Annotated in this window: 20 protein-coding genes and 1 pseudogene; 3 read left to right on the forward strand and 18 right to left on the reverse strand. The window is 53.0% G+C overall.

Features of this window, described 5'->3' with window-relative positions; genetic code table 11:
- Positions 1-19: 19 nt before the first annotated feature.
- Both AB1I67_RS00605 and AB1I67_RS00610 read right to left on the reverse strand, forming a co-directional pair.
- The gene (locus AB1I67_RS00605) at positions 20-487 is read right to left on the reverse strand and encodes a tripartite tricarboxylate transporter TctB family protein (protein ID WP_367027882.1); all 468 of its coding nucleotides are present in this window, start codon (positions 485-487) and stop codon (positions 20-22) included.
- An 82-nt stretch (positions 488-569) separates the two neighbouring features.
- Positions 570-1,649, reverse strand: a complete 1,080-nt coding sequence (locus AB1I67_RS00610; protein WP_367027883.1) for a tripartite tricarboxylate transporter substrate binding protein — start codon at positions 1,647-1,649, stop codon at positions 570-572.
- A gap of 236 nt (positions 1,650-1,885) precedes the next feature.
- Here AB1I67_RS00610 and AB1I67_RS00615 point away from each other — a divergent pair, with 236 nt between their 5' ends.
- Positions 1,886-3,799: a LysR family transcriptional regulator gene (locus tag AB1I67_RS00615; protein ID WP_367027884.1), complete on the forward strand. Its 1,914-nt coding sequence runs from the start codon at positions 1,886-1,888 to the stop codon at positions 3,797-3,799.
- A 286-nt stretch (positions 3,800-4,085) separates the two neighbouring features.
- Here the strand turns inward: AB1I67_RS00615 and AB1I67_RS00620 are convergent, their stop codons facing one another.
- Genes AB1I67_RS00620 through AB1I67_RS00630 form a run of 3 tightly spaced genes read right to left on the reverse strand, consistent with a single transcriptional unit; the run spans position 4,086 to position 7,952 of the window.
- Complete coding sequence (locus AB1I67_RS00620; RefSeq protein WP_367027885.1) at positions 4,086-5,174, reverse strand: iron-containing alcohol dehydrogenase family protein; 1,089 nt, start codon at positions 5,172-5,174, stop codon at positions 4,086-4,088.
- A 41-nt stretch (positions 5,175-5,215) separates the two neighbouring features.
- The gene (locus AB1I67_RS00625) at positions 5,216-6,592 is read right to left on the reverse strand and encodes a gluconate:H+ symporter (protein WP_367027886.1); all 1,377 of its coding nucleotides are present in this window, start codon (positions 6,590-6,592) and stop codon (positions 5,216-5,218) included.
- 28 nt (positions 6,593-6,620) lie between these two features.
- A complete protein-coding gene (locus AB1I67_RS00630) occupies positions 6,621-7,952 on the reverse strand; it encodes an enolase C-terminal domain-like protein (protein ID WP_367027887.1) in 1,332 nt (443 codons plus the stop codon).
- Between the two features lie 200 nt (positions 7,953-8,152).
- On the opposite strand from AB1I67_RS00630, the gene AB1I67_RS00635 reads away from it, so the two are divergent.
- Positions 8,153-9,085 (forward strand): LysR family transcriptional regulator, encoded by a 933-nt coding sequence (locus tag AB1I67_RS00635; protein WP_367027888.1) that lies wholly within the window; start codon positions 8,153-8,155, stop codon positions 9,083-9,085.
- A 57-nt stretch (positions 9,086-9,142) separates the two neighbouring features.
- Here AB1I67_RS00635 and AB1I67_RS00640 read toward each other — a convergent pair whose 3' ends face one another.
- From AB1I67_RS00640 to AB1I67_RS00685, 10 genes and pseudogenes are all read right to left on the reverse strand, one after another.
- Positions 9,143-9,823, reverse strand: coding sequence for a DUF554 domain-containing protein (locus AB1I67_RS00640; protein ID WP_367027889.1), 681 nt, complete (start codon positions 9,821-9,823; stop codon positions 9,143-9,145).
- A 14-nt stretch (positions 9,824-9,837) separates the two neighbouring features.
- Complete coding sequence (locus AB1I67_RS00645; protein ID WP_367027890.1) at positions 9,838-11,091, reverse strand: NAD(P)-dependent oxidoreductase; 1,254 nt, start codon at positions 11,089-11,091, stop codon at positions 9,838-9,840.
- 802 nt (positions 11,092-11,893) lie between these two features.
- The gene (locus AB1I67_RS00650) at positions 11,894-12,871 is read right to left on the reverse strand and encodes an AEC family transporter (RefSeq protein WP_367027891.1); all 978 of its coding nucleotides are present in this window, start codon (positions 12,869-12,871) and stop codon (positions 11,894-11,896) included.
- A gap of 84 nt (positions 12,872-12,955) precedes the next feature.
- Complete coding sequence (locus AB1I67_RS00655; protein WP_367027892.1) at positions 12,956-13,930, reverse strand: hydroxyacid dehydrogenase; 975 nt, start codon at positions 13,928-13,930, stop codon at positions 12,956-12,958.
- 117 nt (positions 13,931-14,047) lie between these two features.
- Entirely contained in the window at positions 14,048-14,902 is an 855-nt protein-coding gene (locus AB1I67_RS00660) for an aldo/keto reductase (protein WP_367027893.1), read from the reverse strand.
- 64 nt (positions 14,903-14,966) lie between these two features.
- A pseudogene (locus AB1I67_RS00665) lies at positions 14,967-16,120 on the reverse strand (glycerate kinase).
- A 150-nt stretch (positions 16,121-16,270) separates the two neighbouring features.
- On the reverse strand, positions 16,271-17,170 hold the full coding sequence (locus tag AB1I67_RS00670; RefSeq protein WP_367027894.1) for a dihydrodipicolinate synthase family protein: 900 nt from the start codon (positions 17,168-17,170) through the stop codon (positions 16,271-16,273).
- Between the two features lie 34 nt (positions 17,171-17,204).
- A complete protein-coding gene (gene garR, locus AB1I67_RS00675) occupies positions 17,205-18,137 on the reverse strand; it encodes a 2-hydroxy-3-oxopropionate reductase (RefSeq protein WP_367029127.1) in 933 nt (310 codons plus the stop codon).
- A 158-nt stretch (positions 18,138-18,295) separates the two neighbouring features.
- Entirely contained in the window at positions 18,296-19,264 is a 969-nt protein-coding gene (locus tag AB1I67_RS00680; RefSeq protein ID WP_367027895.1) for a mannonate dehydratase, read from the reverse strand.
- Positions 19,265-19,311: 47 nt separating this feature from the next.
- On the reverse strand, positions 19,312-20,589 hold the full coding sequence (locus AB1I67_RS00685) for an SLC13 family permease (RefSeq protein ID WP_367027896.1): 1,278 nt from the start codon (positions 20,587-20,589) through the stop codon (positions 19,312-19,314).
- A gap of 221 nt (positions 20,590-20,810) precedes the next feature.
- On the opposite strand from AB1I67_RS00685, the gene AB1I67_RS00690 reads away from it, so the two are divergent.
- Positions 20,811-22,757, forward strand: a complete 1,947-nt coding sequence (locus AB1I67_RS00690; RefSeq protein WP_367027897.1) for a PrpR N-terminal domain-containing protein — start codon at positions 20,811-20,813, stop codon at positions 22,755-22,757.
- On the opposite strand, the gene AB1I67_RS00695 is transcribed toward AB1I67_RS00690, so the two are convergent.
- Genes AB1I67_RS00695 through AB1I67_RS00705 form a run of 3 tightly spaced genes read right to left on the reverse strand, consistent with a single transcriptional unit; the run spans position 22,754 to position 26,447 of the window.
- Positions 22,754-23,116 carry a GNAT family N-acetyltransferase gene (locus tag AB1I67_RS00695; protein ID WP_367029128.1) on the reverse strand — a complete coding sequence of 121 codons (363 nt, stop codon included), beginning with the start codon at positions 23,114-23,116 and terminating at the stop codon, positions 22,754-22,756. The genes AB1I67_RS00690 and AB1I67_RS00695 overlap by 4 nt on opposite strands.
- Positions 23,117-25,057 carry a PrpR N-terminal domain-containing protein gene (locus AB1I67_RS00700; protein WP_367027898.1) on the reverse strand — a complete coding sequence of 647 codons (1,941 nt, stop codon included), beginning with the start codon at positions 25,055-25,057 and terminating at the stop codon, positions 23,117-23,119. It lies immediately after the preceding gene.
- A 22-nt stretch (positions 25,058-25,079) separates the two neighbouring features.
- Entirely contained in the window at positions 25,080-26,447 is a 1,368-nt protein-coding gene (locus tag AB1I67_RS00705) for an MATE family efflux transporter (protein ID WP_367027899.1), read from the reverse strand.
- Positions 26,448-26,585: the final 138 nt, after the last annotated feature.

Here is a 26,585-nt window from a genome sequence, read left to right on the forward strand (position 1 = left end):
TGTTTTTCTCTCCTTTCTTTTAATCAAACAGGATTCCGGCCGGCAGCTTCACCTGGAAACCGTACACAAACATGGCATAGAGACCCGCAGTCACCAGCACGGAAATGATAACCGCCGTGACCGGCTTCACCTTGCTGACTCCCTTTAAGTCATAGATAAATGCAAAGGTTGCAAACGGAGTGCTGATCAAAAATCCCAACCAGGTCATAGCCACCGCGTAGACGATCAGCATCAGGTAGCTCCTGGTGATCTTAAGCACGCCGCCCTTCGGAAAGTACGGCTTTTCTTCTTTCATCCACTCCTTTACGCCTTTTATGATCAACGCCACGGAACTCATCGCCACAAGCGCGATCGCCACATAGGGCAGCAGGCGCGGGCCTGGCTCTAAAAGCTTTGCCGGCTGTTTGATGGACTGGGTTGCAAACAGGAAGAAAGCGCATCCCAACAGGCCGGTGATTCCGGTGATGGTATCTCTACGCATTTTCATAGGTAATTCCCCTTTCTTTTAAAATGTCCCGGGAGCGTTCTCCCAGGACAGTCATGTTAAATCTCAGCGTTTCTCTATTTCATTACTCCTGGACAAACAGGTCAAGCGTCTTTGCGATCTCCACAACCTGGGCATACTCGCCGTCATGGATCTCCTTGGATTCAGCCAGGTCATGCCAGCCCGGAATATTGCCGATCCCGGCGATCCCCGCGCTTACGGTCTCGTCCTCACAGACCGCTTTCATAGCCGCATTCATCTCTGCAACCATGGTCTCGTCCATGCCTGCCGGCCCCAGCAGATAGTGGTATACAGACATGACACAATCCTTGAAGCCCTGTTCCTGCAAGGTCTTATAGTTGTCCGGCAGTTCTTCCGGATATTCGGAAATGGTGGTCCCGTCAGAGGACACGGTGCCGATAACCTTTAGCTTGCCCGCTTTTTCATATTCAAGCGCATTTCCCACGCCCACAACGCCGATATCGATGAACCCGCCTGCCAGGTTAGTCAAACGATCCGACTCAGAAGCACATTCTACGGAGTTTAACTCAATCCCGGTCTTGGAAGTGATCATGCCGAACAGGAAGGTGTTGGCGCCCGCCGCGGGCATCCCTGCGTTTAACTCTCCCGGATGGGCCTTGGCATACTCGACAAAGCCTGCAAAATCATCATAAGGGGCATCTGCCGGGACTGCCAGTGTAGAGAATCCGTTGTCCTGGAGACAGGCGATGAGCGTAAAATCCTTCATCGGATTCACTTCCGCATTGCCGGTAATATACTGGATATTCAGCGCGGAGGTCGCCACGGTCAGAGTCGTGCCGTCCGGTTTCGCATTGGCTACGGTCTGATGTCCCACGGTATTGCTGTCATAATTGGTAACGGTGGTCTTCAGGCCATAGATGCGGTTTAAGCCCTCGCTGTAATAACGGATACCCAGATCGGAACCGCCGCCCGCTTTTCCCGGAACCACCAGAGTGATCGTCTCACCCTTCGGAAATCCAATGCTCTCTGCGGCCTCCCCTGACGCTTCCTTTGCTCCCGCCGCTTCATTTCCGCCTGCCGCTGCCGTTGCAGCTGCCGTCTCAGACTTGCTTCCGCAGCCTGTCATACCAAGTACTGCCGCTGTCATAACCCCTGCAACCAGAAAACCATACCTTTTTTTCATAACGCTCTTCTCCTTGTATTTTTCTTTTTTACAGACGATTTTCTGTCTGTTTCTTTGTTTTTTTGTTCTTACATTTTGCATTATATCCTGTTTTATGGGATTTTTCAAAACTCAATTGCTTATGCGCTTCATATCATTTTAGTTATAGTAATGCATTTTGTTCTTGACAGTATTTTGAAATAGGATATGATGGAGAAAAAGAGACGTACAGAAAGCAGACAGAAAGGAGACCGGCCATGACCACACGCCAGCTTTACTATCTTGTCACGATTAGCGACCTGGGCAGTCTCTCCGGGGCCGCACAGGTACTGGGGATCTCCCAGCCCGCCCTGAGCAAATTCCTGGCGGAATACGAATCTTCCCTGGGATTTTTGATCTTCCTGCGCTACCACAGGCAGCTGACCCCCACCTCCGTGGGCCGGTATGTGATCGAATGCGCCCAGAAGATCCTGGATGAACAGACGCGCATGCTTCAGACCCTCCGGGCCATAACCGACAAAAACCACGCCCGCATCCGGCTCGGCACCGCGCCCAACCGCGGCGCTATTATTTACAGCCGGATCTACAACCAGTTCTCACACCGCTATCCCGATATTTACTTATCCCTCACGGAACTGTATGCCAGCGAACAGCCGGGGGCCATCCTGCATGGACAGATCGATCTTGCCATCGGTTCCGGGAAGGATTCGGACCGGGTAACGGACCTGCCTATCGCATACGAGGAGCTTTTGGTCTCCCTGCCGGTCTCCCACCCGTTGGCGACGGCAGAGCGCATCCGGCTCTCCGACCTAAAGGACACCCCCTTTGTTCTTCAGGGGCCGCGCCACAGCATCCGGATTCTGGCTGAGGAGCTCTTTGAGGAGGCCGGTTTCAGCCCGGTGGTGACTTTTGAGTCCAACGACGTGATCCTGGTGGATTCCATGCTGCATCAGGCAGTCGGAGCGGGGCTGGTCTCCCAGGCCCACGTATTCCCCTGCGAGGAACTGGTGTACCGCTCCTTAGAACCGCCGATCTACCAGACCCTCCACATCCGGTATCCATTCGGACACACCCTGACCGAACCGGAGCGCTATCTTGCGGGTCTTCTGATCCGGGAGCGGCTGTCCGATTCCCGTTATCAGGCCATCCCCTCTCCGGAGGTAGAGGAACTGCTCCAGATCGTTGACCATGAACAGACGCCGGATTCCGACTCCCGTTCTTCCACGGAAGCGGTCGCCCGCGCCCACGCCGCCCACCACACAGCTCCGGAGATCAATTTAAACACACAGCTTTTAAAGTACATCATTGCCATCGTGGATGAGAAAAGCCTTACAAAAGCCGCAGAAAAATATTTCCTGCCCCAGCCCGCCCTCTCCCGCCATCTCCGCAACGTGGAAAGCATGCTCTGCACCCAGCTTTTCACCCGTGTGCACAATCATTTACAGCCAACCAACGCAGGCAAAGTTTTTGTCAACTTCGCCCGCAATATCTTACAGATGGAGATGGAAATGTCCGGACATATCGATGCGTACCAAACCGGACACGGCGGCGGGATATACTTACAGTGCGATCCCGGTCTGACCGATATCCTGAAAACAAGCGTGGCAAAAGATTTTAGGCGCCTGCATCCGGATGTGAACCTGTCGGTTGTGGAAAGCAGCCGTGACGCCGCCCAGGAGGCGCTTCTAAACGCCTCAGCCGATTTCGGACTGTATTTTTCCTGTGAGGAGGATCACCCTGTCCTGGACAGCCGGATTCTGGACGAGGACGAGCTGGTCTTTTGCCCCGGTTCCGATTGCCCGCCTGAAACGTTAAAAACAGCGCCGAGTCGGGTAATGCTTGCGCCAAACGGCAGCGCCCTGCGCACGGAGCAGGATCGGCTGATGGAAGAAATGTCAGAACAGCCCGCGGCCATGGTGTGCGAAGCGCAGCCGGATATCCTCCGGCTTTTATCCCAAAACGGAGCCGCCGACACCATCCTGCCCGCACGCTTTCTGGCCCCGGAAGCCTTATCCCGTAGCCGTCCGTTTGAACCGGCGCAGAACTATTATCTGCTGCTCGTCCATCATCCGGGGCGCAACCTGCCTCCGTCCGCCAGGGACCTTTCCCGACTGTTGAATGATACGTTCGAAAACTATTTTTCAAACGAAGGCGCTTTGGCCTCTCCCTGAATTCATGGCTTTTGCTTCCATGAAAAATACAAGGGTGAAATCCCACAGTATTATGTCAAGGATACTCACGAGGCCATCATCAGGAAATCCAAGCCTAAGCCCGGACGCACAAACGCCCCACTACTGATTATAAAGCCAGCGGTGAGGCGTTTGTGTTAAAATGCAAAGAGAGTCGGATTTCTCCGACCCCCTCAAGTATGTGTCCGATTTTGCCATGTTGATTAAGCTATGTTACGGTGTGGATTTTCACACTTGTCCACCTTCTCACACCTTCGTCCGCCTCCGCTCAGCACATCTGCCGCATCGCCCCATGCAGACGTTTTAAGCTTTCTTCCGACGGCTCCACATAGGGGGAATCGATCAGATAATCCTCCAGCACCTTTAAGTTTGCTTCAAACGGTTCTACCCCCAGCTCCTTTAGGGTCAGCGGCATATCCATATTCCTCATAAACTCCTTCAGCCTGTCTTTTTCCTGGCTGAGCTGATTATAGTACAATTGTGTAAACAGCGCCACCGCCACGATCTCCCCGTGAAGCGCGCCTGCTGCCTCTTTTGTAAAATGAGTGCGGATCCCGTCGTACAGCAGATGTCCCAGCGCCGATTGTCTGAAGCTTTTGGTGATATTGGCGATCACGCCGGTCACTGCGATACTGATAAAAGTGACATCCTCCACCGCCTTCGTCAGTCTTCCCTTCCGGATATCCTCCACTGCCTCCGGTCCGTATGTTTCCAGCACCTCATAGGTATATTCCGCCATTTTAAATGCCGTGAACAGATCGAATTTATTTTCTTCCAGACGCATGACCGGCTTGCCGTTCTGGATCTCAATGCGTTTCGCCATCGCGTCCAGGATACCGGCCGCCGCATAGCGGACCGGGCACCGGGCAATCACTTCCATGTCCACCAGGACCGCATCGATCTCATGCTCAAACCGCCAGCAGTCCTTCTTTGCTCCCTCCGGCGTATACATGACGCTCATGGTGGTAAACGCGGCGCAGGTGGAGATAGATGTGGGGATGTTGACCGTTCCCAGATGAGCGTATTCCGCCACCGCCTTGGAAAAGTCCATGATCCTTCCGCCACCGATCCCTACTACCTCATCGCAGCCTGCGGCCAGACATTTCCCGGCATATTCTGCTGCCGCCTCATAGCTGCACGGGCCTTCATAGATCTCCACCACATAGTCCAGCCCCGCGCGCTCAAATCCGGGCAGAAGCCTGTCCTTTACCGCGTCAAACGCCCTCGGCCCCGCAACGACACAGGCTTTCGTTCCAAACCTTTTTATCTCCCCGCCGCATTCTTCAAGGATCCCTTTGTCCTGGCGGTACCGTCCGGCTCCGAATTTGATCGCGCTGTCCAAAATGATCTTTTCCATCTCCTGCCCCTCCTCATCCTGCAAAATATTTTGTCAGTCCGTTAAATAAACATGTTTATGATCAGCAGCTCCGCAACGCCGACACCCGCCATCACCATGGACACCGCCGTCTTACACTTCAACTGGTCCTTCATCTCCGTAAGCCCGAACATTCCGTTGAATACCCAGAAACCACTGTCGTTAAAATAGCCAAATGCGATCGCACCGATACAGCTCGCCTGCGCCAGCAGGACCGGGCTTAAGCCAAGCATCGGGATCAACGGCGCGGTCAGGGATGCCGCCGTGGTGATCGCCACGGTTGCAGAACCCAGCGCGATCCTCATGAGAGCCGCAATGATAACCGGAATCAGGATCGCAGGGATCGGCCAGCCGACCACCATGGAACCAAGCACATCGCCGATACCGCTGACTTTCACCACATTACCCAGGGCGCCGCCCGCGCCGGTGATCAGCATGATGATACCCGTATCCTTGATGCTCTCGTTCATGATTCCGATGACGCCCTTCTGGTCCAGCTTTGCCCCAAGCCCATATACGGCAAGGGTCGTACCGATAGCCAGCGCCACGATGGGGGAACCCACCAGGGTTACCACATCAAATAGCAGTCCGCTCTCAATAGAAGTCAGGCTGAGCGCTGTTTTGCAGAAGATCAGGATAAGCGGGACAATGATCGGGGACAGGGAATTGCCAAGCCCCGGAAGCTCTTTGGCATTCATGATGGTATCCAACTGATCCATGGTCTTTATGTATTCTTTTTTAAACTCTTTCCGGTCAAAGGTCCCGTCTGTCATCGGGATCTGATAGATCTTCCTGCCGATCCATTTGGAGTACAGAATCGAGGCGATAAAGATCGGGATTGACAATGCGGTACCCACCAGGATCATCTGCCCCACATCGACGCCCATCATTCCTGCCGCCGTCAGCGGGCCGGGTGTTGGCGGAACCATGGCGTGCGTGCACTGCAGCCCGCAGGCCATGGCAAGCGCCAGGCCGATCACGGACTTGCCGGTCACCCTTGAGAGCGCTTTACAAAGCGGTGCAAAAATAACCACTGCCGAGTCCGCAAATACCGGGATCGATACGATCCATCCGGTGATGCCCAAAGCCCATTCTTCTTTTCCTTTTCCGATCAGCTTGATAAACGTATAGGCAAGCCGTTCTGCAGCTCCTGATTTTTCCAGGATGCCGCCCATCATAACGCCCAGGCCGATGATGATGCCCGTACTTTTCAGCGTGTTTCCAAATCCGTCCTGGATGGCGTTTATCACCTCGGCCGGAGCCATCTTCCCGACCAGTCCGGCGATCAGCGCCGCCAGCAGCAGGGCAATAAATGTATGTGTCTTGGTCTTCATGACCAGGATGATCATAACCGCGATTCCCAGGAACAGGCCCAGGAGCATCTGTACTTCATGTGACATTTCTTTTCTCCCTTCTCAGCTTGTCCACTTATCGGACCAGGCAAGGCTTTTTCGGATCAAATTTCCACCCCGGGATCAGATACTGCATTCCCATGGCATCATTCCTGGCGCCCAGACAATTCTTCAAGTACACCTCGTTTGCCTTTTTCACCTGCTCGATATCCACTTCCACGCCCAGACCAGGTTTTTTCGGGACTGCCACACAGCCGTCCACGATCTGCAGCGGCTCTTTTGTCAGGCGCTCTAAGCCCTCCTGCCAGATCCAGTGCGTATCCAGCGCATTGTACTGTCCCGGCACTGCGGCGCCGACCTGGGTAAACATAGCCAGGGAGATGTCAAAGTGATTGTTGGAATGGGAACCCCATGTATATCCAAAATCATGGCACATCTGTGCAACCCGCACGGAACCGCTCATGGTCCAGAAATGAGGATCTGCAAGGATAATATCAACCGCCTGGGATTCTAAGGAATGCCCAACCTCGCGCCAGTCTGTGGCGATCATGTTGGTCGCCGTGGGGAATCCGGTACGGCGGCGGAACTCGCTCATGATCTCCCTGCCGGAATATACTCCCTCAGCCCCGCAGGGGTCTTCACAGTAGGTCAGGATTCCTTCCATCCCTTTCACATACTCGACCGCTTCCTTTAACAGCCAGCCGCCATTGGGGTCTAAGTCGATCCGCGCATCCGGAAATTCTTTTTTGAGCGCCCGTATCACGTCCATCTCCTCGTTGCCCGCCAGCACGCCGCCTTTCAGCTTGAAATCCTGGAATCCGTATTTTTCATGGGTTGCCTTTGCGTATGCCACGATCTTCTCGGCGGTCAGAGCCTCCTCATGACGGATCCGGTACCAGTCGCAGTCCGCATCCGGCTCCGATACGTATGGCAGATCCGTCTTATTGCGGTCGCCCACAAAGAACAGATAGCCCAGCATCCTGACCTTGTCCCTCTGCTGCCCGTCTCCAAGCAGTTCGCAGACCGGGACTCCCAGATGCTTTCCAAGAAGATCCAGGCAGGGAGCCTCGATCGCGGTGACCACATGGACGCCGGTGCGCAGGTCGAAGGTCTGGTTTCCCCGCACATCCTCCTCGCCCTTCGCATCCAGATGCGCTTTCACCTTTAAAAGCGTACTCTTGTATTCTGCCACCCGGGTACCTACGACAAGGGGGATACATTCCTCCAGCGCCTTCGTGATCTTTTCTCCTCCCGGCACCTCTCCCACGCCGGTCTCTCCATTGTCGGCGTACAGGATCACCACATTCCTGGTAAAATACGGAGCGTGGGCGCCGCTCAAATTCAACTCCATGCAGTCGCTTCCCGCAACCGGCCATACTTCCATTTTCTCAATTCTCGGTGACATCATCTCGTCCTCCTCTTTGTTCATCACTATTATTAGAAAAGAATTTTTGCAAAAATCTGTGGGCATTTTTTATTGCCCTTTTCTTAAATATATTGTATAAAATATATATAACTAAGTCAAATTACTTCTTTTTAGTTAATGACTAAGCAAAACTTATTTATTGTAACGGTTACGATTTATCATTTAAAGAAAAGAGGTGCGGTATGGATTTAAAGCAAATAGAATATATCGTTCAGATTGCAGATGAATGCAGTATCACAAAAGCTGCGGAAAAGATGTTTATTTCTCAGTCGGGCCTGAACCAGCAGCTATTAAAACTGGAGGCGGAGCTTGGCACGCCCCTGTTCCACCGGAGCAAAAATGATCTTCGCCTGACGGAAGCCGGAAAAGTCTACGTAGACTACGGACGTCAGATCCTTCAGTTGAAAAAGGAAGCCTACAATATCCTGCATGACATCACCGACAACAAGACCGGAAGCCTCTCCATCGGCCTTACTCCTGAGCGTGGGATCAACATGTTGATGAGCATATATCCTGAATTTCACCGGCGGTTTCCGTATATCACCATAGAACCGCAGGAGATCGGAGTCCGCAGGCAGCAGTCCCTGATATCCAGGGGATATCTTGACCTGGGATTTGTGACCCTCTGCGAAAAAGACAAGACCGGCGACGAGTATCTCCATATTTACTACGAAGACATCTTCCTGGCGGTGCCGCGCGGCCATCCGCTGGCTCAGAATGCCAATCCGCCGGGGGAACCATTTGCAACTGCTGATCTGAGGGATTTCAAAGATGAGTATTTCGTTCTGATGTTTAAGAATTCAACCATGCGCTCCGTGATTGACCCGCTGTTTGAAGAAGCGGGCTTCACCCCCCGGCTGCTGTTTGAGACCGCCAGCAACCGCACCATGGGCAACCTGGTAAAGAACCATATGGCATGTTCCCTGCTTTCCGGAAATTATGCGCTGGACCAGGAGGATATCGCGTATTTCTATCTGCCGCAGCGCCCCCGCTGGGAGCTGTGCGCCACATATAAGAAGGGCCATTATCTTTCAAAGGCGGCCCAGACCTTCATCGCTCTTGCCATGGACCATTACCGCAATTCTGCCGCAGAAAACGGGCTGTACATCCAGTGACAGCCTGCCCCTGCGGCAGAAAATACAGATTTGATATGAATTTATTTACTGAACCGTTTATAAGACCAGGGAGAAGAAAAATACCAGCACCAGCGCCGGAAGCATGTTTAACACCCGTGAATACTTGATCCCCGCGATCTTTAGGCCCACCGCCAGCGTGATCATACCACCGCAGGCTTTAAAGTTGTTAAGCATGGTATCGGTTACCATCGGCAGGATATAGGTCGCACCACTGAATAACAGCAGTCCCACCACGAACTGAGGCACCGCCACAAAGCCCACCAGATACCCGGCAGTCGTACCAAATATGATCGCAGTGAAGAAATCCATGATGGCCTTCGCATACAGGATCGAGTGGTCCCCGGTCATAGCCGAATTCATAGCGCCGAAGATCCCGGTGCCGCTGAAGCAGAACAGGATGATCATGCTGATCAGCACGTCCAGCTGCTTCTCATCCAGGCTGAACGGCAGCTTTGCCTCCAGTCCCTTTAGACCATGCAGCAGCCGTTCTTCCAGCATGAGAAGCTCCCCGATCACCGTCCCTATGATCATCGCCAGGATCACTGCCGAAAGGCTCTCCATCTTCGTGATCAGCGTGATCCCCATGGTGATGGCGGATAGCCCGAACACATTGGGCAGCGCCTCCTTAAGCTTCTCCGAAAAATGACTCTTTAAAAATGCTCCGATAAATCCTCCAAGCAGCACTGCGCCGCAGTTTACGATCACTCCGTATGGCATACTCTACACTCCTCTTATCTTTTGTCCGTCTCCCCGCCTTCTTCCTCCGGCAGCTCGCCCCTCATGTATTTATCCATGGCTTCTGCCACCAGCTTGGAGTAAGCCGTGGCCTCCACAACAGTCTTTGCCCCCAGCACCACGTCACCCGCCGCAAATATTCCCGGATGGGTCGTCTCACCAAAGCTGTTGGTCATCAGAAGACCATTCTTAGACGCCTTAAGCCCTTCTGTGGTATTGACCAGCTTGCTCTTTGGCCCCTGGCTGATGGAAATAACCGTGGAATCCGCATAGACCTGCATCGGCTCCTCTGCCTCCCCGGTCTTGTTGCCCTCCTCATCAAAATAAATCTCCCGGAATACCGGGCCGTCGTCGTTGATCTCCAGGATCTGTTTGCCAAACTCCAGCTCCGCTCCATCCAGCTTCGCATAGGCGGTCTCATGTCCGCTGGCTGTGCTGTTTAGTCCGCGGGCATACAGCGTCACCTTCCGTACGCCCTTGCGCAGAGCCGTGCGCGCCACATCCATGGCGGAATTGCCCATCCCTATGATCGCCAGGGTTTCACCCAGCTCATAGGCGTCGGGATTTGCCAGATAATCGATGGCAAAATGTACATTTCCCAAAGATTCCCCCTTCACCCCCAGGGTCTTCGGACGCCACACGCCGGTGCCGATAAAGATGCTCTGATAGCCATCCCGGAACAGATCCTTGATCTCCAGCGCGCCGCCAATGGTCGTGTTGGGACGGATCTTGATCCCGATCTGGCGCAGCTTCTTCTTGTACCGCTCCAATATGGTCTTGGGGAGCCTGAACTCCGGAATCCCGTACTGTAAGACTCCACCGATCTTATCCCGCGAATCGAAGATCGTCACGCTGTAGCCTTTCTTCGTCAAAAGGATCGCAATGGTGATCCCCGCCGGACCGGCGCCGATGACCGCCACCTTTTTGCCGTTTTTCGGCTCACAGGGAATCTGCATCTTGTCAAAATAAGTATCAGAGATATAATTTTCTATGCTGCTGATATGGACCGGCTCGCCCTTCCTTCCCAGGATACAGTGGCCCTCGCACTGATTCTCATGATTGCACACAAGAGAACAGATCATGGACATGGGGTTATTTTCAAATAACATCTCCCCTGCTCCGTTCAGATTCCCTTCTTTAAATGCCTTGATCACCATGGGAATCGGTGTGTGGATCGGACATCCCTTCATACACATGGGATTCTTACAATTCAAACACCGGTTTGCCTCATCAATTACATGTACTGCCATCGCGCTCTCCCTCTTTTTCAAAATTCTGCTATACTGTGTCAAATTTTCTTTTTCACTATCTTACTACATGCGCATTTTGTATACAAGAAAAGTTAAAAATGCAACGAGAATTTTTTGATAAAATACAATCTTGGCAGAGGGTACGTCCTTGCAGACAGGGCGGCATCCCCCGCATCTGCAAAGACTGTCCTCTGACCGCCACTGAAAAAACCTTCACCGAGAAAAATTAAGAGTTACTACTTGATGCCTTTTATGATGAACTAAAATCTCACTCAATCTAAAAACAAAAAACACTTGAATCTTTGGGATTAATTGATTATAATGAAAATGTAAAAAAAAGCACCCGCTCCAAAAGTGGATGCTCCCAAAGTTAAAGGTTACACGTCCTTACGGACGCCGCCCATCCTGTGGTCAGACAGGGTGGGCATTTTATTTTCGCTTATTTCTCTTATCGAGAAAGGCGATAATCGCTACAATCAAGCTGCCAAAGGACATCAATAATGCCAATATCCCTATAAAGATTGAAATAATCTCATAAGCTGTCATGGGCGCTACCTCCTTTCTATGTACTCCGGTAACCCGGGCCTACAGATTTAGGAGGCTACCACTCCTGTCGTGAGTGCTTTCCTGATATTTATTTTAGCATATGGATATTCGCTTTACAATTACCCAACTTCCTTTTTTCATTTCTTATCCGTAATACATATTTGAATCTCTTCATTCCCATCCAAACATTCGACGGTCCCACACTCCCACCCCCGCCGTCCCCCGGCAAAACGCCACGGTGCGCGTACCTCTTCTCTCACCCCAAAACCATCCCCCACACAGGAATAGACAACATGGAAAGCAGAGTCGAGACCACAATGCATTTCGTCGCAAAGGTATAATCACAGCCATACTTCGCCGCCAGGATCGCCGACGTACTTCCAGCCGGCATTCCGGTGATCAGGACGCAGACGCCGGTCAGGAACGGATTTACCCCGGCAAGGCGGCAGCCTGCCAGCACCAGCGCCGGAAGGAGGACCAGGCGCAGGGCGGAGATGAACATGGCGTCTTTATCAAGCATACTGCCTGCCTTTACGTCCGCCAGCATCATTCCGATCAGCACCATTGTCAGAGCCGTGGTGCATCCGCCAGCGGAGCGCACTGCTTTATCGAGAGCGGTCACAATCACTGTCACCACTGCCGAGACCGCAGGAGCGGAGCCGCTTATGATCCCACCATACAGCCCGGCAAGCGGCGCCTGGAAGAACATCAGGCCCAACCCGATATAGACCGCAATGATGCATGGATGGACTGCGATTTTTTTCACTACAGATCTAAAGTCAGGGCTGTCCGTAAAACAGGCAATCCCCGCAGACCACATCATGATCCGCATAGGTATGATGAAGATCGAGGCGTACATCATGCCCTCCGCACCATAGATGCCTTCCGCGATCGGAAGGCCCAGAAAACCTGAATTAGACACGATCGTGCAGTACTGCATGACCCGTTTGACTTCCATGGATTTGTGGTTGTACAGCAATTTGCTGAGACCGTAGCTGACCGCCTGCACCAGCACGGAAACGATCAGGATCACGGCAAATTTCCGCAGGATACTGATATCAAATTCCATGCGGAAGGAATTGATGATATTGCAGGGAAGGAAAAAATACAGCACCGCATCCGTCAGCACTGATTTCCCCTCCTCTTTCAGGATTCCTTTCTTTTTGAGTAATGCCCCGGCCGCCACCAGTAAAAACATCATACACTGCAATGTCCATAATCCACTGATATCCATTTTACGCTCCTGCCCTTTTGTCTTTCCTCTGATTTTGAGTGATTTTGAGTAATTACATTGCATTTGTGCGCTTTACAGCAGCCTTCAGCCAGGCAAACATTTCCCGGCCTCCGGATGGTTTACCACCCAGTCCGGATTTCTCCCGCTAAGAACCAGGTCGATCTGCATTGCCGCCTGAAGCGCCATACGCGCCATGCACTCCTCCGTATTGGACGCCATGTGGGGCATCACCGTCACCTGATCCATCCGGAAAAACGGATGATCGGCATCCGGCGGTTCCTGATCCATCACATCGGTAAATAATCCCGCGATCTGCTTTTTCTCAAGCGCTTCTATCAACTCCGCCTCATCTGCCACGCCGCCACGGGAGCAGTTGATCAGATATGCGGAGGATTTCATCCGGCCAAATTCTTCCCTGCCGATAAATCCCTTAGTCTCTGCGGTCAACGGCACATGGACGGTGATAAAATCCGACTGTTCAAACAGCGTCTCCCAGGAAACCAGCCGGACATATTCTGGCATCTGCCCCTGCTTTTTGCGGGGACTGTATGCGATCACATCCATGTCAAAACCAAAATGCGCTTTTTTTGCCACTGCCATACCGATGCGTCCAATCCCGACGATCCCCAGGGTCTTTCCCATCAGATCCGTCCCCTTGTGGCTGTTTTTATAGAGAAAATCACCCTGCTTCAGCTTATCCCGGTGTTCTGCCATCCGTTTTGCTGCCATCAGGATCCCCCCCAGCGCATACTCCGCCACAGTTTCCGTCGTAGCGTCGGGCGTGTTGGTCACCAGGATTCCAAGTTCGTCTGCCGCCTGCAGGTCCACATTGTTATATCCCGCCCCATGCCTGGCGATGATCTTCAAGTTCCTGCCCGCTTCCATCACAGAACGCGGGAATTCTGCCGTCCGCAAAAGCACCGCGTCGCAATCCTCCACATCCCGGATCAGGTCCTGCTCTGTAAAGCCATTTCCATATTTTATCTCATAACCGCGTTCCCGCAGAAATGCTTTTCCCTCCTCCGCAATATCCTGAGGGATCAAAATCCTGTACGCCAAGCTCCTCACTCCTTCCTGTCTATTTTATGGACCGGCGCTTGATCCGGATCCTGTTACGATCCAAGGTTATACGCTGTACAAGCTTACATACTGTCCGGGATCATCCATTACTCAGAGTTACACGATATCCAGATAAACCTTGTTCCTGGGCGCCGGGAACTCCTGATCGATCGCTGAAAGCTCCGCCTCCGTCAGCGCCAGCCCATCCGCACCTGCATTATCCAGCGTATGTTCCTTCCTGCTGCTGCGCGGAATCGCGATGGTACTTCCGTCGCGCACAACAAAAGCCAGCAGTACCTGGGAGATACTTGCTCCATGGGCTGCAGCGATATTTTTCAAGACCGCATTTTCATAAAGCCCTCTGCGAAGATCACCGCCCTGGGCCAGCGGGCAGTATGCCATCAGCGGCACATGATGCTCCCGCATCCAGGGGAGAAGATCGTACTCGATCCCGCGGGAAGCCGCATGGTAGAGGACCTGATTGACCGCACAATTTTTGCCGCCCGGCACACTCCACAGCTCCTCCATGTCAGAGGTATCAAAATTGGACACGCCCCAGCGCCGGATCTTCCCTTCTTTTTTAAGCTGCTCCATACATTCCACGGTCTCTTCCAGAGGAATCCCGCCGCGCCAGTGGAGCAGGTACAAATCCAGATAATCCGTACCCATCCGCTCCAGGCTCGCCAAACAGCTTTTGAAGATATTTTTCCTCCCTGCGTTGTGAGGATATACCTTCGAGACCAGGAACAGGCTGCTTCTGTCCATCCCGGCAATGGTCCTTCCGATCAAAGACTCCGCCTTGCCGCTCCCATACATCTCCGCCGTATCGATCAGCGTCATGCCTGCTTTCACACCGGCGGTCAGGGCTTCTTTTTCCTGCTCCATCCGTGATCTCTGCTCTCCCAAAAACCAGGTACCCTGTCCGATGGCCGGAACCGAAGCCCCGTCCGGCAATGTAACATATCTCTCCATATGCACTGCTCCCTTCCTGTAACGTTAACACAATATTAGAACACTCAGATAATCAATCTGCCAATCAGGAATGCTTCACTCCCGCCACCTGCATCCCGGCACGGATCATACGGAAAGCCCTGTCCGCCGCGGAAATATACAGCTCCTCCGCCCGCTCCAGAGCCTCCTCAATATCCATAGCCCCGTTGATGGTCGGGACGATACTGTCCACGCCAAATTCATAGATCTTTTCGGCTCCGTTTCCCATGCCGCCCACGATCGCCACAGCAGGAATCTGCTTTGCCTTACAGCGCATCCCCACTCCGCTGGGCACCTTTCCGAAGGCGGACTGCCAGTCGATCCGGCCTTCCCCGGTCACCACCAGGTCCGTCCCCTCTAAAAGCCCGTCAAAATCGATCAGATCCAGTACCGTCTCAATACCGGACTTCAGCTCCGCGTTCAGATAACCGCAGAGCGCCGCTCCTAATCCACCGGCTGCCCGGCTCCGGCCAGGTTTTCCACATCCAGGCCCAGTTTATCCCGCATCACCGCGGCGTACTGCTTCATCCCTGCTTCCAGCTCGTCTAAGATCTCGTGTGTGCCGCCTTTTTGTTTTCCAAAGGTGTAGGTGGCTCCGTCCGGCCCCGTCAGCGGGTTGTTCACATCACACATCACCGTAATGCTGGCGTCCTTTACCGCAGGATGAAGACCGCTCACATCGATATCCGCAACTTTCCCAAGATCCTCTCCGATACCGGAAAGCTCCTTCCCATCCTGATCCATAAACTTGATCCCCAGCGCCCGCATGGCTCCCATGCCGCCGTCGTTGGTGGCGCTGCCGCCGATGGCGATGGACAGTCTGCGGTAACCGTTGTCCAGGGCATCCTTTATCAGCTCGCCGGTCCCAAACGTAGTCGTATGAAGCGGATTGCGCTTCTGTGCAGGTACCATGGGCAGTCCCGATGCCGCCGCCATCTCAATGATAGCGCTGTCCCCGTGGAATACCCCGTAGGAAGCGCTGGCCTCCTCCATCAGCGGGCCGTGTACCTTCACCGTGCGAAGACATCCCTTCGTCACCGCGATCACCGCATCCACCGTGCCTTCCCCGCCGTCCGCAATAGGTACGCCCACGGTCTCACAGCCCGGAAAGATCCGGTTGGCGGAATCAGTCAGCAGCCGGATGATCTGCTCCGATGACAAGGTCCCCTTAAATGAATCCGAAGCAAATAATAATTTCATAAGCCCCTCCTTCTCTCTTTTTCATATTTTATCTTTTTTACATGGATAGCGCAATAAATAACAGCACAATAAAAGTAGCACAATGGACCGGCAAAATTAGGAGGAATGCCGGTCCATTGCATAACGATATATGGTAGTAATTGTAGCTGGCTAAATCAGTCCTGCGTTTTTCATCTCAGCTTTGATCTTGTCTAACACCGGACCTTCCGGGGTGGCAAGATTAGGTCTGTACGGCACGCCGATATTGCGGCCCCGCAGATTTGCCATGTCTTTTGCAGCTACCGGGAAGCTGGCTCCGTCCATGGACAGGCGCACCGGATTTAACTTGAACTGGGCCTCTAAGGAACCCTGCAGATCCCCCGCCACAAACTTGTTGTAGACGTCAGTGATCAGCTCCGGCATAAAGTTTGCCGCCGTGCAGACACCGCCCACAGCGCCGTGGCACATGGAAGCGTACAGCAGGGTGTCTTTTCCGCCGAACACCTTGAAGTTCACATCCCTGGTCCTGCGGATGAACTCGGAGGTCTGGGTTATATCGCCGCTGGTATCCTTCATGCCCACAATGTTCTCCACCTCATGGGCGAGACGCTCCACCAGATTGGCGGACATGGTATAGTTTACACGGCCCGGATTGTTGTAGAGGAGTACCGGAATTTCCGGCACCGACTCCGCGATCGCCTTAAAATGCTCAAACAGCTCGGTTTCCGTCGGTTTTAAAAACATGGGCTGCAGGATGGAAATACCCGCCGCACCGTTTGCCGCTGCCATCTTCGCCAGGCGGCAGCATTTCTTCGTGCTGATGGCGCCGATGCCAAAGTATACCGGCACACGGCCCGCAGCCTGATCTACCATGATCTTAAGACCGCGCTCCATCTCATCTTCCTCGATCACATAGAACTCGCCGTTGCTGCCGAAGGCAAGGATGCCCAGCACACCGCCTTCGATCACATAGTCAACCTGTTCTCTCAGTTTCTTCTCGTTGATCATCTCATTCTCATCGATCGGCGTGAGAATCGGGACGACCACGCCCTTAATAAAATCTGTGTTCATGCTCTGCTCCTTCCGGCGTCTGTTCTGCGCCATCTTATTTAACAATGCTTGCGCCGGAGATCTTCTCGTAATATTTCACGATGCCCGCATGGTCGTCCTTGTCGCAGCCGTCGGCTCTTAAGAACTGCATGATCTCCATCAGCTGTGCAGTCAGCGGTGAAGGAGCGCTGATCGCATGGGCCGCATTCAGGGCGTTGGTCAGATCCTTGATGTGCAGCTCGATCCGAAAGCCCGGCTTGTAGTTGCCTGCCAGCATCATTGGAGCCTTGGCATCCATAACGGTGGAACCTGCCAGGCCGCCGCGGATCGCCTGGTATACCAGCTCCGGATCGGTGCCTGCCTTCTTTGCGAAGGTCAGCGCCTCAGATACAGCCGCGATGTTGATGGCAACCACCATCTGGTTTGCAAGCTTTGCCACGTTGCCGGAACCCAGTTCGCCAACATATACAACGGAACCAGCCATCACCATCAGCATGTCATAGTATTTGTCAAACAACTCTCTCTTGCCGCCGCACATAACAGACAGGGTCCCGTCGATGGCCTTCGGCTCGCCGCCGGATACCGGACAGTCCATCATATCGATGCCCAGCTTCGCAAGCTCTGCACCGATGGCCTTGCTCTCGGTTGGGTCGATGGAGCTCATGTCGATCACTACGGTGCCCGGCTTTGCGCCCTCTGCCACACCGTTCTCGCCCAGAACTGCCGCTCTCACGTGAGGAGAGTTGGGAACCATGGTGATGACTACATCTACCTGGGAAGCTACTGCCTTGCCGCTGTCTGATGCCGTTGCGCCGCAGGATACCAGGTCCGCCACCGCATCTTTATTAAAATCAAAAACAACCAGCTCATGGCCTGCCTTGCACAGATTCTTTGCCATCGGTCTTCCCATAATACCTAATCCAATAAATCCAACTTTCATCATTCTTACCTCGTCTTTCTTTTCTGCATTGCCGCACATGCTCCGGATTCTGGTCCGGCTCCTGTGCCGTCTTCGTTGCTGCTTATGTCTGCATTATAGGGAAATCCACCGCCAATAACAATCGGCGGGATTGCCAAATACAGAGCCGGTTTTTATACAAAAAAGACAAGGTTTCAATATCATTTCACCTTGTCTTTCATTTTGTCTTATTTTATTTCAAGTTCCTTTTGAGCTGCCCACATCAGCCCCTTCATAAATCCGGTCGGATAACAGAACGATCCCGCCAGACCGCCAAACCCCTCCATGGGCTTAAACCCATGATCGATGGAGATCACGGCATTGCAGTTGAATCTGATCAGCTGCTTCATGATCGCATACATATCAGCATACCCATCCTCCGCAAGCGTTTCCTCAAATACCGGCAGAGGGCTGTCAACATTCCGGAAATGCACACAGAGAATCCGGTCATCTTCACAGAACTCCTGAATATCCCTCATCAGATCCCCAAATGCATCGCCTCCCTCAAGCCAGCATCCCACACAAAGCTTCATCCCCAGGGCATGGCTGCCTTTTGCCATCCGAAACGCCCTGCGATAGCACTCCGTATTATAGATCAGGCTCGGGATTCCCGCCATACACGCCAGCGGCGGGTCATTGGGATGCAGCGCCATACGCACGCCTGCCGCCTCCGCTGCCGGTATCACCTGATCAAGAAAATATTGAAAATTATCCCAGATCTCCTCCTCACCGTAGACCCGATCCTCTGCATTGGGCCTTTTCAGAATCTCATTCTGGTCGCAGTAAGAAGAAACACCTCCCCGCGTATGCTTTCCAACCCTGTGATCTGTCCTGAGAATCCCATTGGGCTGCCACGCAATGGAGGTAAATGGGATCCGGGTTTCCCCAAAGACCTCCAGCATATGCACAAAACGGTCAATCTGGCGGTCCCGGTCCGGCAGGTTTAAATGGATACTTTTATTTTTCTGAAGCTCATTGCATGTTGCATCCGATACATGCAGCCCGAATTTGGCCAGCCGTTCCTGCTGGGCGCGGATATCCGCTGCATTCAGTTCCTCCGGTTTCAACGACAGGCTTACATATTCAATTCCCATCTGCCTGATAAAAGACAGGGTATCATCCGATTCTACGATACGAACCGGGATTTGTGGTTTCATAGACATATTCTCCCTCACTTCTCAACCATGCGGTTGCTTTTTTTCTACTATCCCGCGATCGGGAAACACAGGTTTGCACTCAGCACGATCGATATTACAGCTATCAGGATAAACGGTATCGTGAACTTAAACGTATCCGTCAGCTTATATCCACAGGCTGCATAGGCAATTCCGCAGGCAGGGCTTCCGGACGGAAAGGCGATTGCCACATTGGCGCAGAAGGCAACGATCAGCACGACGCCCCTTGGATCCCAGCCGGCCGCAATACAGGTACTGGCCGCAATCGGTACCAGCACATTCCTGGTTGCTGAATTGGACATAAATGTCGTCATGACCACGGAAACCGCCGCAAAGACAAACATGACAAACAGTCCGCTTGGCTTCCCGCCCAGGATGGTCAGGATCACATTGCCGATCGCTTCACCTGCCCCGGTCGCCCCCAGTGCATCTGCCATTACCAGAACTCCCGCGATCATCCACACCGGGTCTCCGGTCAATGCTCCGACAATCTCTTTCAGATTCATCGCCTTTGTGAAATACAGTACCAGCACACCCATCACTGGCATCAGATACATCACATCACCAAGCTGTGTGTTGAAAAACAGAGAGATGACTACGATCAAAAACACTGCATAGATCATATTTTCATCGCGCTTTGATATTTTTTCTTTTTTCTTCTGCTCCTTTAGCCTGGTCTGGTCAAACGGGTCATTGGGCAGCCACTTATAGGCAAACAGGCAATATACCGTCATTAATACGCACGGAAGAATGGACACCTTAAACATATCGAGAATGCTCAGCAGCTGATTTTCTGAAGCTGCCACGCCTTCATAAAACGCATTTAATGTTGCATACTGTGTCGCTCCCATGCCAAGCGGCAGCTTTGTTCCCCAGATACTGATCATGGCAAGGATCGGTATTGTCATGCGGGACGGCGTGATATCGCCGGTATTGCCAAGTGCCACCAAAAACATCAGCATGATCGTCATATTGGCCGTTGTGGGCAGGAAACAGGCAAACAGTATGATGACGCCATACATTGCCAGCAGCAGAGCCAGACCGCTTTTCCCTTTTAGATGGATCATTTGATCCTGGATCTTTGTCAGCAGGCTTGTCTTCCCAAAGGCCGCCACAATGGCGAACATACCTGCGATCATGATCGTGGTCTTATTGGAAAGACCGGAAAACGCCTGCGGTATGGTAAATACCCCTGACAGAGCCAGCAGAACACAGCAAACCATCGTTGTAACACCAAAAGGCCATTTATTCAGGATGAAACCAAAAATCATAAATGCCATGATAGCCAGTACAATATATAATTCCATACGAAACCTCCTTATTGACTTTTCGGTGTGCACTCCGTTGTCTGATAAGAATTTACCGTATTTTCTTATGGAATACAATTTATATAATCGACAAAAAAGCGGAATTTTTTTATTCCTAATGGCAAAATTGCATTTTATGTAATATAATTGAAATGTAATTAAAAATTTATTTCGATTTTTGAAAAAATTTTCAAACAAAAAAGAAAACTGGAGAAAAACCGATGGCAAAGATCACAATTCTGCTCCCCGATTCCGCAATGCTCACCCTTGCGCTGAATGCCGCGAAGCTGTACCATCTGGACTTGATCGGCATATCGATCATAGACCGGGGTAATTTTCAGGAAATAGCCGAAACCATTGCGCAGAACGGCACTGACATCATTATATCCCGGGGCGGTTATGCTGCCGACATCCACCAAAAACTGCAAATACCCGTCATCGATATCAAGATCACCACATTTGAGATCGGGTTGATGCTGCAAAAAGCGAAAAAGCTTTCCGGTAAAGCATATCCCACAATCGCACTCACCGGCCCCCGCAACATGTTTGTTCCTATCAATACCTCCGCATTTGAAGATGCTTACCGGATTCATCTGAAGCTGTTCCTGTTTGACGCACCCGAAGAGATGGAGGCTGCCGCTCAAAACGCGATCGGAGACGGAGCTGATATCATCATCGGAGGGCGGGTCGTCTGCCAGTACTGCCAGGACATGAACATCACTGCGCTCCGCACCTTCTCCGGCGAAGAGAGCGTTTTAGAAGCATGCCGCATGGCAAGCCTCCTGAGTGAGGCCTTAGATCAGGAAAAACAGCATGCCGCCAGCTTAAACATGCTTCTTGACCGCGTTTCCAGCGGGATCATCGAAATAGACGGGCAGGGGGCGATCCTCCGTGTCAATCAGTTTGTTGAACATCTGCTCATGATGGACAGCCGCAGCTTAAAAGGGCTTCCTGTCCAGCGAATCTTGCCCGGCATAAGCAATCAACTCCTGAAAACAGCATTGACCAGGCATAAAGAAGTGCGCTCTGCCGCTGTCCGCATTCAGAATTCAGAATTTTTGATCAGTATCGCACCAGTACTGGTGGACAACCGTGCTTCCGGCGCCATCCTGAGCTTTCATGAAATGCTGCCGGTTACCGCCGCTCAGCATCACCCGCTGACACAGAAGCTGTTAGACTGCGGATTCCGGGCTACTCACACATTTGACGCAGTGATCGCCCGCAGCCCGGTCATGCAGGAATTGATCAGGCAGGCCAGGCATTTTTCCAGGTTTCCATTTCCAGTACTGATCACCGGACCGGACGGAACCGAAAAACAGATCATCGCAGAGTGCATCCACAATGCCGGGGATTTTCATCAGGCTCCGTTTCTGCGCTATAACTGCGGAACAGAAACCAGGGCCAGCTTTCAGCTGCTGCTCTCCCCCGGGGATGAGGAGGGCCAGGCCACTGACGCCGCATTTGATATGGGAACCCCATTTACCCTGTATCTGCACGAGGTCTCTCTGCTCACCCCGTTAGAACAGTACCGTCTCCTTATGCTGATGCAGAGATATGCCGCCGACACGATCCATTCCGATATGCCTGCCCGTCACCGGTGTATCCGCATCATTGCTTCCAGCAGCCGGGATCTTAAAGAACTGGTCCAAAACGGCCAGTTCCGCAGTGACACCTATTACGCCCTGTCCGTCATGTGCCTGGAACTTCCTCCCCTGAAAAATCGCCGTGAAGACATCATGGGATGGACAGATTTTTACATAGGTTCCCTGCAAAAACGCTACGGCCGCTATATCAAGTTTACAAAAAGCGCCCAGGATGCCCTGCTCTCCTATTCATGGCCGGGCAATCTGACCGAACTCAAGACCGTTTGCAAACGCATTTTCGTCAACTGCCAAAAATATATGGTTGATTCCGCAGATATCGGAATCTGGCTCCACGACATTACACAGAGCGATACTGGGCAGAAGCAAGAAAACCTGGCCTGTGCTCCGCCCGCTTTCTATCTCCCGGAGGCCGAACAGGCCGCCCGCATCACGGAAGCGCTGCGCAAAAACGGAGGAAACCGGTCTGCTGCCGCTGCGGAACTGGGTATCAGCACCACGACACTCTGGAGGCAGATGAAAAAATACCGTATCTCCAAGACGGAAGGTAAAACATGTTCTAACTAATTCCCCATCATCGGAACAATGCTCCGGAAATGCGGGATCAACCGCCCATCGATCGAAGACCGGGTCACTCCATCCTGCACTGCCCCCATTTTTTCATAAAATCCCACCGCCTGGGGGCTGGTGACAAAATGAAAGGCGCTGACCTGGTTTTCCCTGCACCAGGCGTTCAGATGGTCCCACATCTGCCGCCCCAGGCCCTTGCCCAAAGCAGCTTCAGCCACATAGAAATACTCCAGTTCCCAGCCGTCCCCATCCCGCTTAAGCCCCCAGAACGCCTCCGGATCGTACCCCCAGGCGCTTCCGCATGGTTTGCCAGAGAACGCAGACCGGCTGTATCCTCCGGTCCCGCCGCGGTGAATTTATGATAACTCGATCCCATACTTTTTCATCCGCCTCCATAACGTCGCCTTGCTGATCCCCAGCTCCTTTGCCGACTTCTCCCGGCTTCCGCCGTGCTTTTTCAGAACCTCGATGATCCGCTCTGCTTCCTGTTCGGCATAATCCCAGGTAATCTCTTTATCTGAGTCTTCACCAGACCTCCTGCTTTTCGCCTCCCCATTCAGTTCCGGATACAGCTCCTCCAAAAGTTTTCTCACAACAATCTCATCAATAGACCGTTTCCCTGCCGTCAGGATCAGACGCTCGCAAAAGCTTTCAATCTGAAACAGATTGCCATACCATGGATAGGAAAGAAGCAGCTCCTTCGCTCCCGCCGTCAGTACATGGTAACGCCCGTACCGCTCACAGCAGTCCCTCAGCGTATCCTCAAGCTTCTGCTGCAAGTCCTCACTCCGCTCCCTGAGCGGCGGCACGGACAGCTCCAGCCCCGACAGAAGATAGTAGAGATCCTGGCTGATCTTCCCCTGATCCATAAGCCGGATCAGCGGGCTGCGCACCGTCACCATCACCCGCACGTCCACCTTCCTGAGCCTTGCGATATCCGCACCATGGCAGACCCGGAAACGGATCAGCTGATACAGGCGGTACTGGTTGGCTGCCGTCAGCTCCTCCACATCCCGCAACAGCAGCGTGCCGCCCTGGGCCTGAAGCACCGCTCCCCGCTCGCCGAAGATCATGTTCCTCTGCTCATCCTCCGAGAGACCTTCACAGGGCACATCCAAAAACGGCCCGTTGCCCCGGCTGCTGCTGTTGTGGATACTCTCCGCCAGCATCCGTTTCTCCGTGCCCGGTTCCCCCTTAAGGACGACCGGCTGCTCCGACAATGCATAGAGACTTGCCATCCTCACGCACTCCTGCATGGCCTTTGAATTCTGTAAAATATCCTCGAACCGCATCAGCGGGGGAAGACCTCTGGCATCCGCGCCGCGCCCGGATCCCCGCCCGATATCCCGTCCGGATTGTCCGGACTGTCCGGTTTTCCCCGAAGCCGCAGCCTTCTTTCGCATCTTGTGACAGGTGATGATCGCTCCGTCCACCCGCCCCTCGATCAGCACCGGAGCGATCACCGCAAATACCGGCGTCTGGTTCCACTCCAGGAACAGGGAATACTCTTTTCCCTCGTCAAATACCCGGTGGAGCGCCTCGCTTCCCATCATCGGCGCAATACTCCGGATATCCTTACCCTTAAGCTCCGCCTGTCCGCGTCCGATCATGTCCTCCATCATCGGATTGACCGCCGTCACCTGCCCCTCACCATCCAGCCGGATCACCCCGCTGAACGAATAATCAAGAAGCGTCTCCATCTGCGCCGCAGTCTTCTTCTCCACGCTCATGGCATACTCCATGCTCTCTGCCATGGAAAATGCCTGGCGCATGGAATCCTCCGTCATAGAAAGGAACAGGGACGGCACCCCCGCTTCCGTAGCCACAGAGACCGCCGTATCCCCGCCAATGATCACATCCACCCGGTCCTCCACCGCCCGGCGCGCCGCTTCAGAGAGTCCGGCGCCCTGACTGGCGTAGTATGTCCGCAGTTCAATCTCATAGAGCTCATCAAAAAAAGACATGTCGCAGAACATGTTCTTAAATCCCACCACTGCGACCACCGGTCTTGCCTTCGCCGCGATCTGCTTTGCGCGCATGACCAAAAGAGCCATCTCCTGGGCCGTCAGCACGATCTCCACCACCGGGATGTCCGTATACTGTTTGATCAGGGATGCCTGAAGCCCGCGGGCAATGATGATGGACGCGCCGTCCGCAATCGACCGGCGCGCCTCCATCACGGTATGTTCCGTCTCGATCACACGCATTTCCTGGATCTGAAACTTCTTTTCCTGCAAAATATTGTGTGCCTGATGGAGCATTTCCTCCCTGGACACCAAAAGCGCGATTTTCCCCATAGACCGCATTCCTTTCTGTATCTTACCGTGCCGCAGGCGCTTCCCCCGACTTAAAGATCCGGTTCAGCATTACCACCGCCGCGATCGACAGCACAAACTCCGCCACAAACTGAGCATATGGAAGCCCGTAAAGCGGGAACAGGAAATTCAGCACATACAGCGCCGGGATCTCCAAAAGGATCTTCCGCAGGATCGCAAAAGCAAGAGCCGATTTCCCATGGCCCACCGCCTGGAACACGCCCACTGCGATGAAATCCATGCAGAGGAACGGCAGGCAGAGGCAGAATCCCCGCAGGAACCTGGTCCCATATTCGATAATGCTCTCATTTCTCATAAATGCATGGATGACCGTGCCCGCGCCCACGCTGAACAGCAAAAGCACTGCGATCATAAGCGGCACGATCGTCTTGATCGTAAACATAATAGAATCCTTCATCCGCTTCCGGTTCCCGCTGGCATAGTTATAACTGATGAGCGGCATGATCCCCTGGGAGAATCCCATAGCTACCTGTAACGGCACCATATTGACCTTCTGGGCGATCCCCATAGCCGCCACCGCATGAGCGCCAAACGGCGATGTGAAATTGTTTAAGATCGTCATACCTGTCACATTGAGCAGGTTCTGGATCGCCGCAGGAATCCCCACGCCGCAGATTCCAAGAACGATTCCCCTCTGGAACCCGAATTTCTTTGGAGAAATGCAGACTACCGTGCTCTTTCTGCGCACATACAGCAGCACGAAGAAATAACAGCAGGCCACACAGTTGGACAGGAAGGTAGCCAGACCTGCCCCTGCCGCGCCCATGTTAAAGCCCCATGGCAGGATAAAGATCGGGTCCAGTATGATATTTAAAAGACAGCCGCTCATGGTTCCAACACTGGCATGGAGGGACGCGCCCTCCGCCCGCACCATATAGGCCATCACCACATTTAAAATAGCCGGGGCCGCCCCGCACATCACGGTCCAGCGCAGATATCCCAGGGTCGCCTCCGCCGTATTGGCATCCGCCCCCAGCACAGTCAGCAGCGGGCTGCGGAAAGATATACACAAAAAAGAGAACAGCAGACCTGAAAACAGCGCACAGTAGAATCCAAACGCCGAACTTTTGCTGACCGCATCGTAATCTTTGCGTCCCAAGGCACGGCTCATCATACTGGAGCTTCCCACGCCAAACAGGTTGTTGACTGCATTGAACGCCAAAAGCACCGGAGCCGCCAGCGTCACCGCCGCATTCTGCACCGGGTCATTCAGCATTCCTACAAAATAAGTGTCCGCCAGATTGTAGATCACCATGACCAATGAACTGAGCACGGTAGGGATCGACAGCTGCATGACCGCTTTCGGTATCGGCATCTCCTCAAACAGGATTGTCTTTTGATTATCTGCCATTTCAGATTTCCTCCTTCACGAAAAATGCGGCAGTCCTCAATCGTCTGCACACACTTCCTTTTATTGTAGCACAGAGAATCTGGTAAAACAAGTTATGTAAAAATCACTTGCACATTTCTCCCGCCCCCTTTATAATAT

The organism is Clostridium sp. AN503 (genome assembly GCF_040719375.1).
Classification (GTDB): domain Bacteria; phylum Bacillota; class Clostridia; order Lachnospirales; family Lachnospiraceae; genus Brotaphodocola.

Coding starts and splice junctions, on each gene's coding strand:
- AB1I67_RS00605 (WP_367027882.1), bottom strand. CDS start 487: ATGAAAATGCGTAGAGATACCATCACCGGAATCACCGGCCTGTTGGGA.
- AB1I67_RS00610 (WP_367027883.1), bottom strand. CDS start 1,649: ATGAAAAAAAGGTATGGTTTTCTGGTTGCAGGGGTTATGACAGCGGCA.
- AB1I67_RS00615 (WP_367027884.1), top strand. CDS start 1,886: ATGACCACACGCCAGCTTTACTATCTTGTCACGATTAGCGACCTGGGC.
- AB1I67_RS00620 (WP_367027885.1), bottom strand. CDS start 5,174: ATGGAAAAGATCATTTTGGACAGCGCGATCAAATTCGGAGCCGGACGG.
- AB1I67_RS00625 (WP_367027886.1), bottom strand. CDS start 6,592: ATGTCACATGAAGTACAGATGCTCCTGGGCCTGTTCCTGGGAATCGCG.
- AB1I67_RS00630 (WP_367027887.1), bottom strand. CDS start 7,952: ATGATGTCACCGAGAATTGAGAAAATGGAAGTATGGCCGGTTGCGGGA.
- AB1I67_RS00635 (WP_367027888.1), top strand. CDS start 8,153: ATGGATTTAAAGCAAATAGAATATATCGTTCAGATTGCAGATGAATGC.
- AB1I67_RS00640 (WP_367027889.1), bottom strand. CDS start 9,823: ATGCCATACGGAGTGATCGTAAACTGCGGCGCAGTGCTGCTTGGAGGA.
- AB1I67_RS00645 (WP_367027890.1), bottom strand. CDS start 11,091: ATGGCAGTACATGTAATTGATGAGGCAAACCGGTGTTTGAATTGTAAG.
- AB1I67_RS00650 (WP_367027891.1), bottom strand. CDS start 12,871: ATGGATATCAGTGGATTATGGACATTGCAGTGTATGATGTTTTTACTG.
- AB1I67_RS00660 (WP_367027893.1), bottom strand. CDS start 14,902: ATGGAGAGATATGTTACATTGCCGGACGGGGCTTCGGTTCCGGCCATC.
- AB1I67_RS00670 (WP_367027894.1), bottom strand. CDS start 17,170: ATGAACACAGATTTTATTAAGGGCGTGGTCGTCCCGATTCTCACGCCG.
- AB1I67_RS00680 (WP_367027895.1), bottom strand. CDS start 19,264: ATGAAACCACAAATCCCGGTTCGTATCGTAGAATCGGATGATACCCTG.
- AB1I67_RS00685 (WP_367027896.1), bottom strand. CDS start 20,589: ATGGAATTATATATTGTACTGGCTATCATGGCATTTATGATTTTTGGT.
- AB1I67_RS00690 (WP_367027897.1), top strand. CDS start 20,811: ATGGCAAAGATCACAATTCTGCTCCCCGATTCCGCAATGCTCACCCTT.
- AB1I67_RS00700 (WP_367027898.1), bottom strand. CDS start 25,057: ATGGGGAAAATCGCGCTTTTGGTGTCCAGGGAGGAAATGCTCCATCAG.
- AB1I67_RS00705 (WP_367027899.1), bottom strand. CDS start 26,447: ATGGCAGATAATCAAAAGACAATCCTGTTTGAGGAGATGCCGATACCG.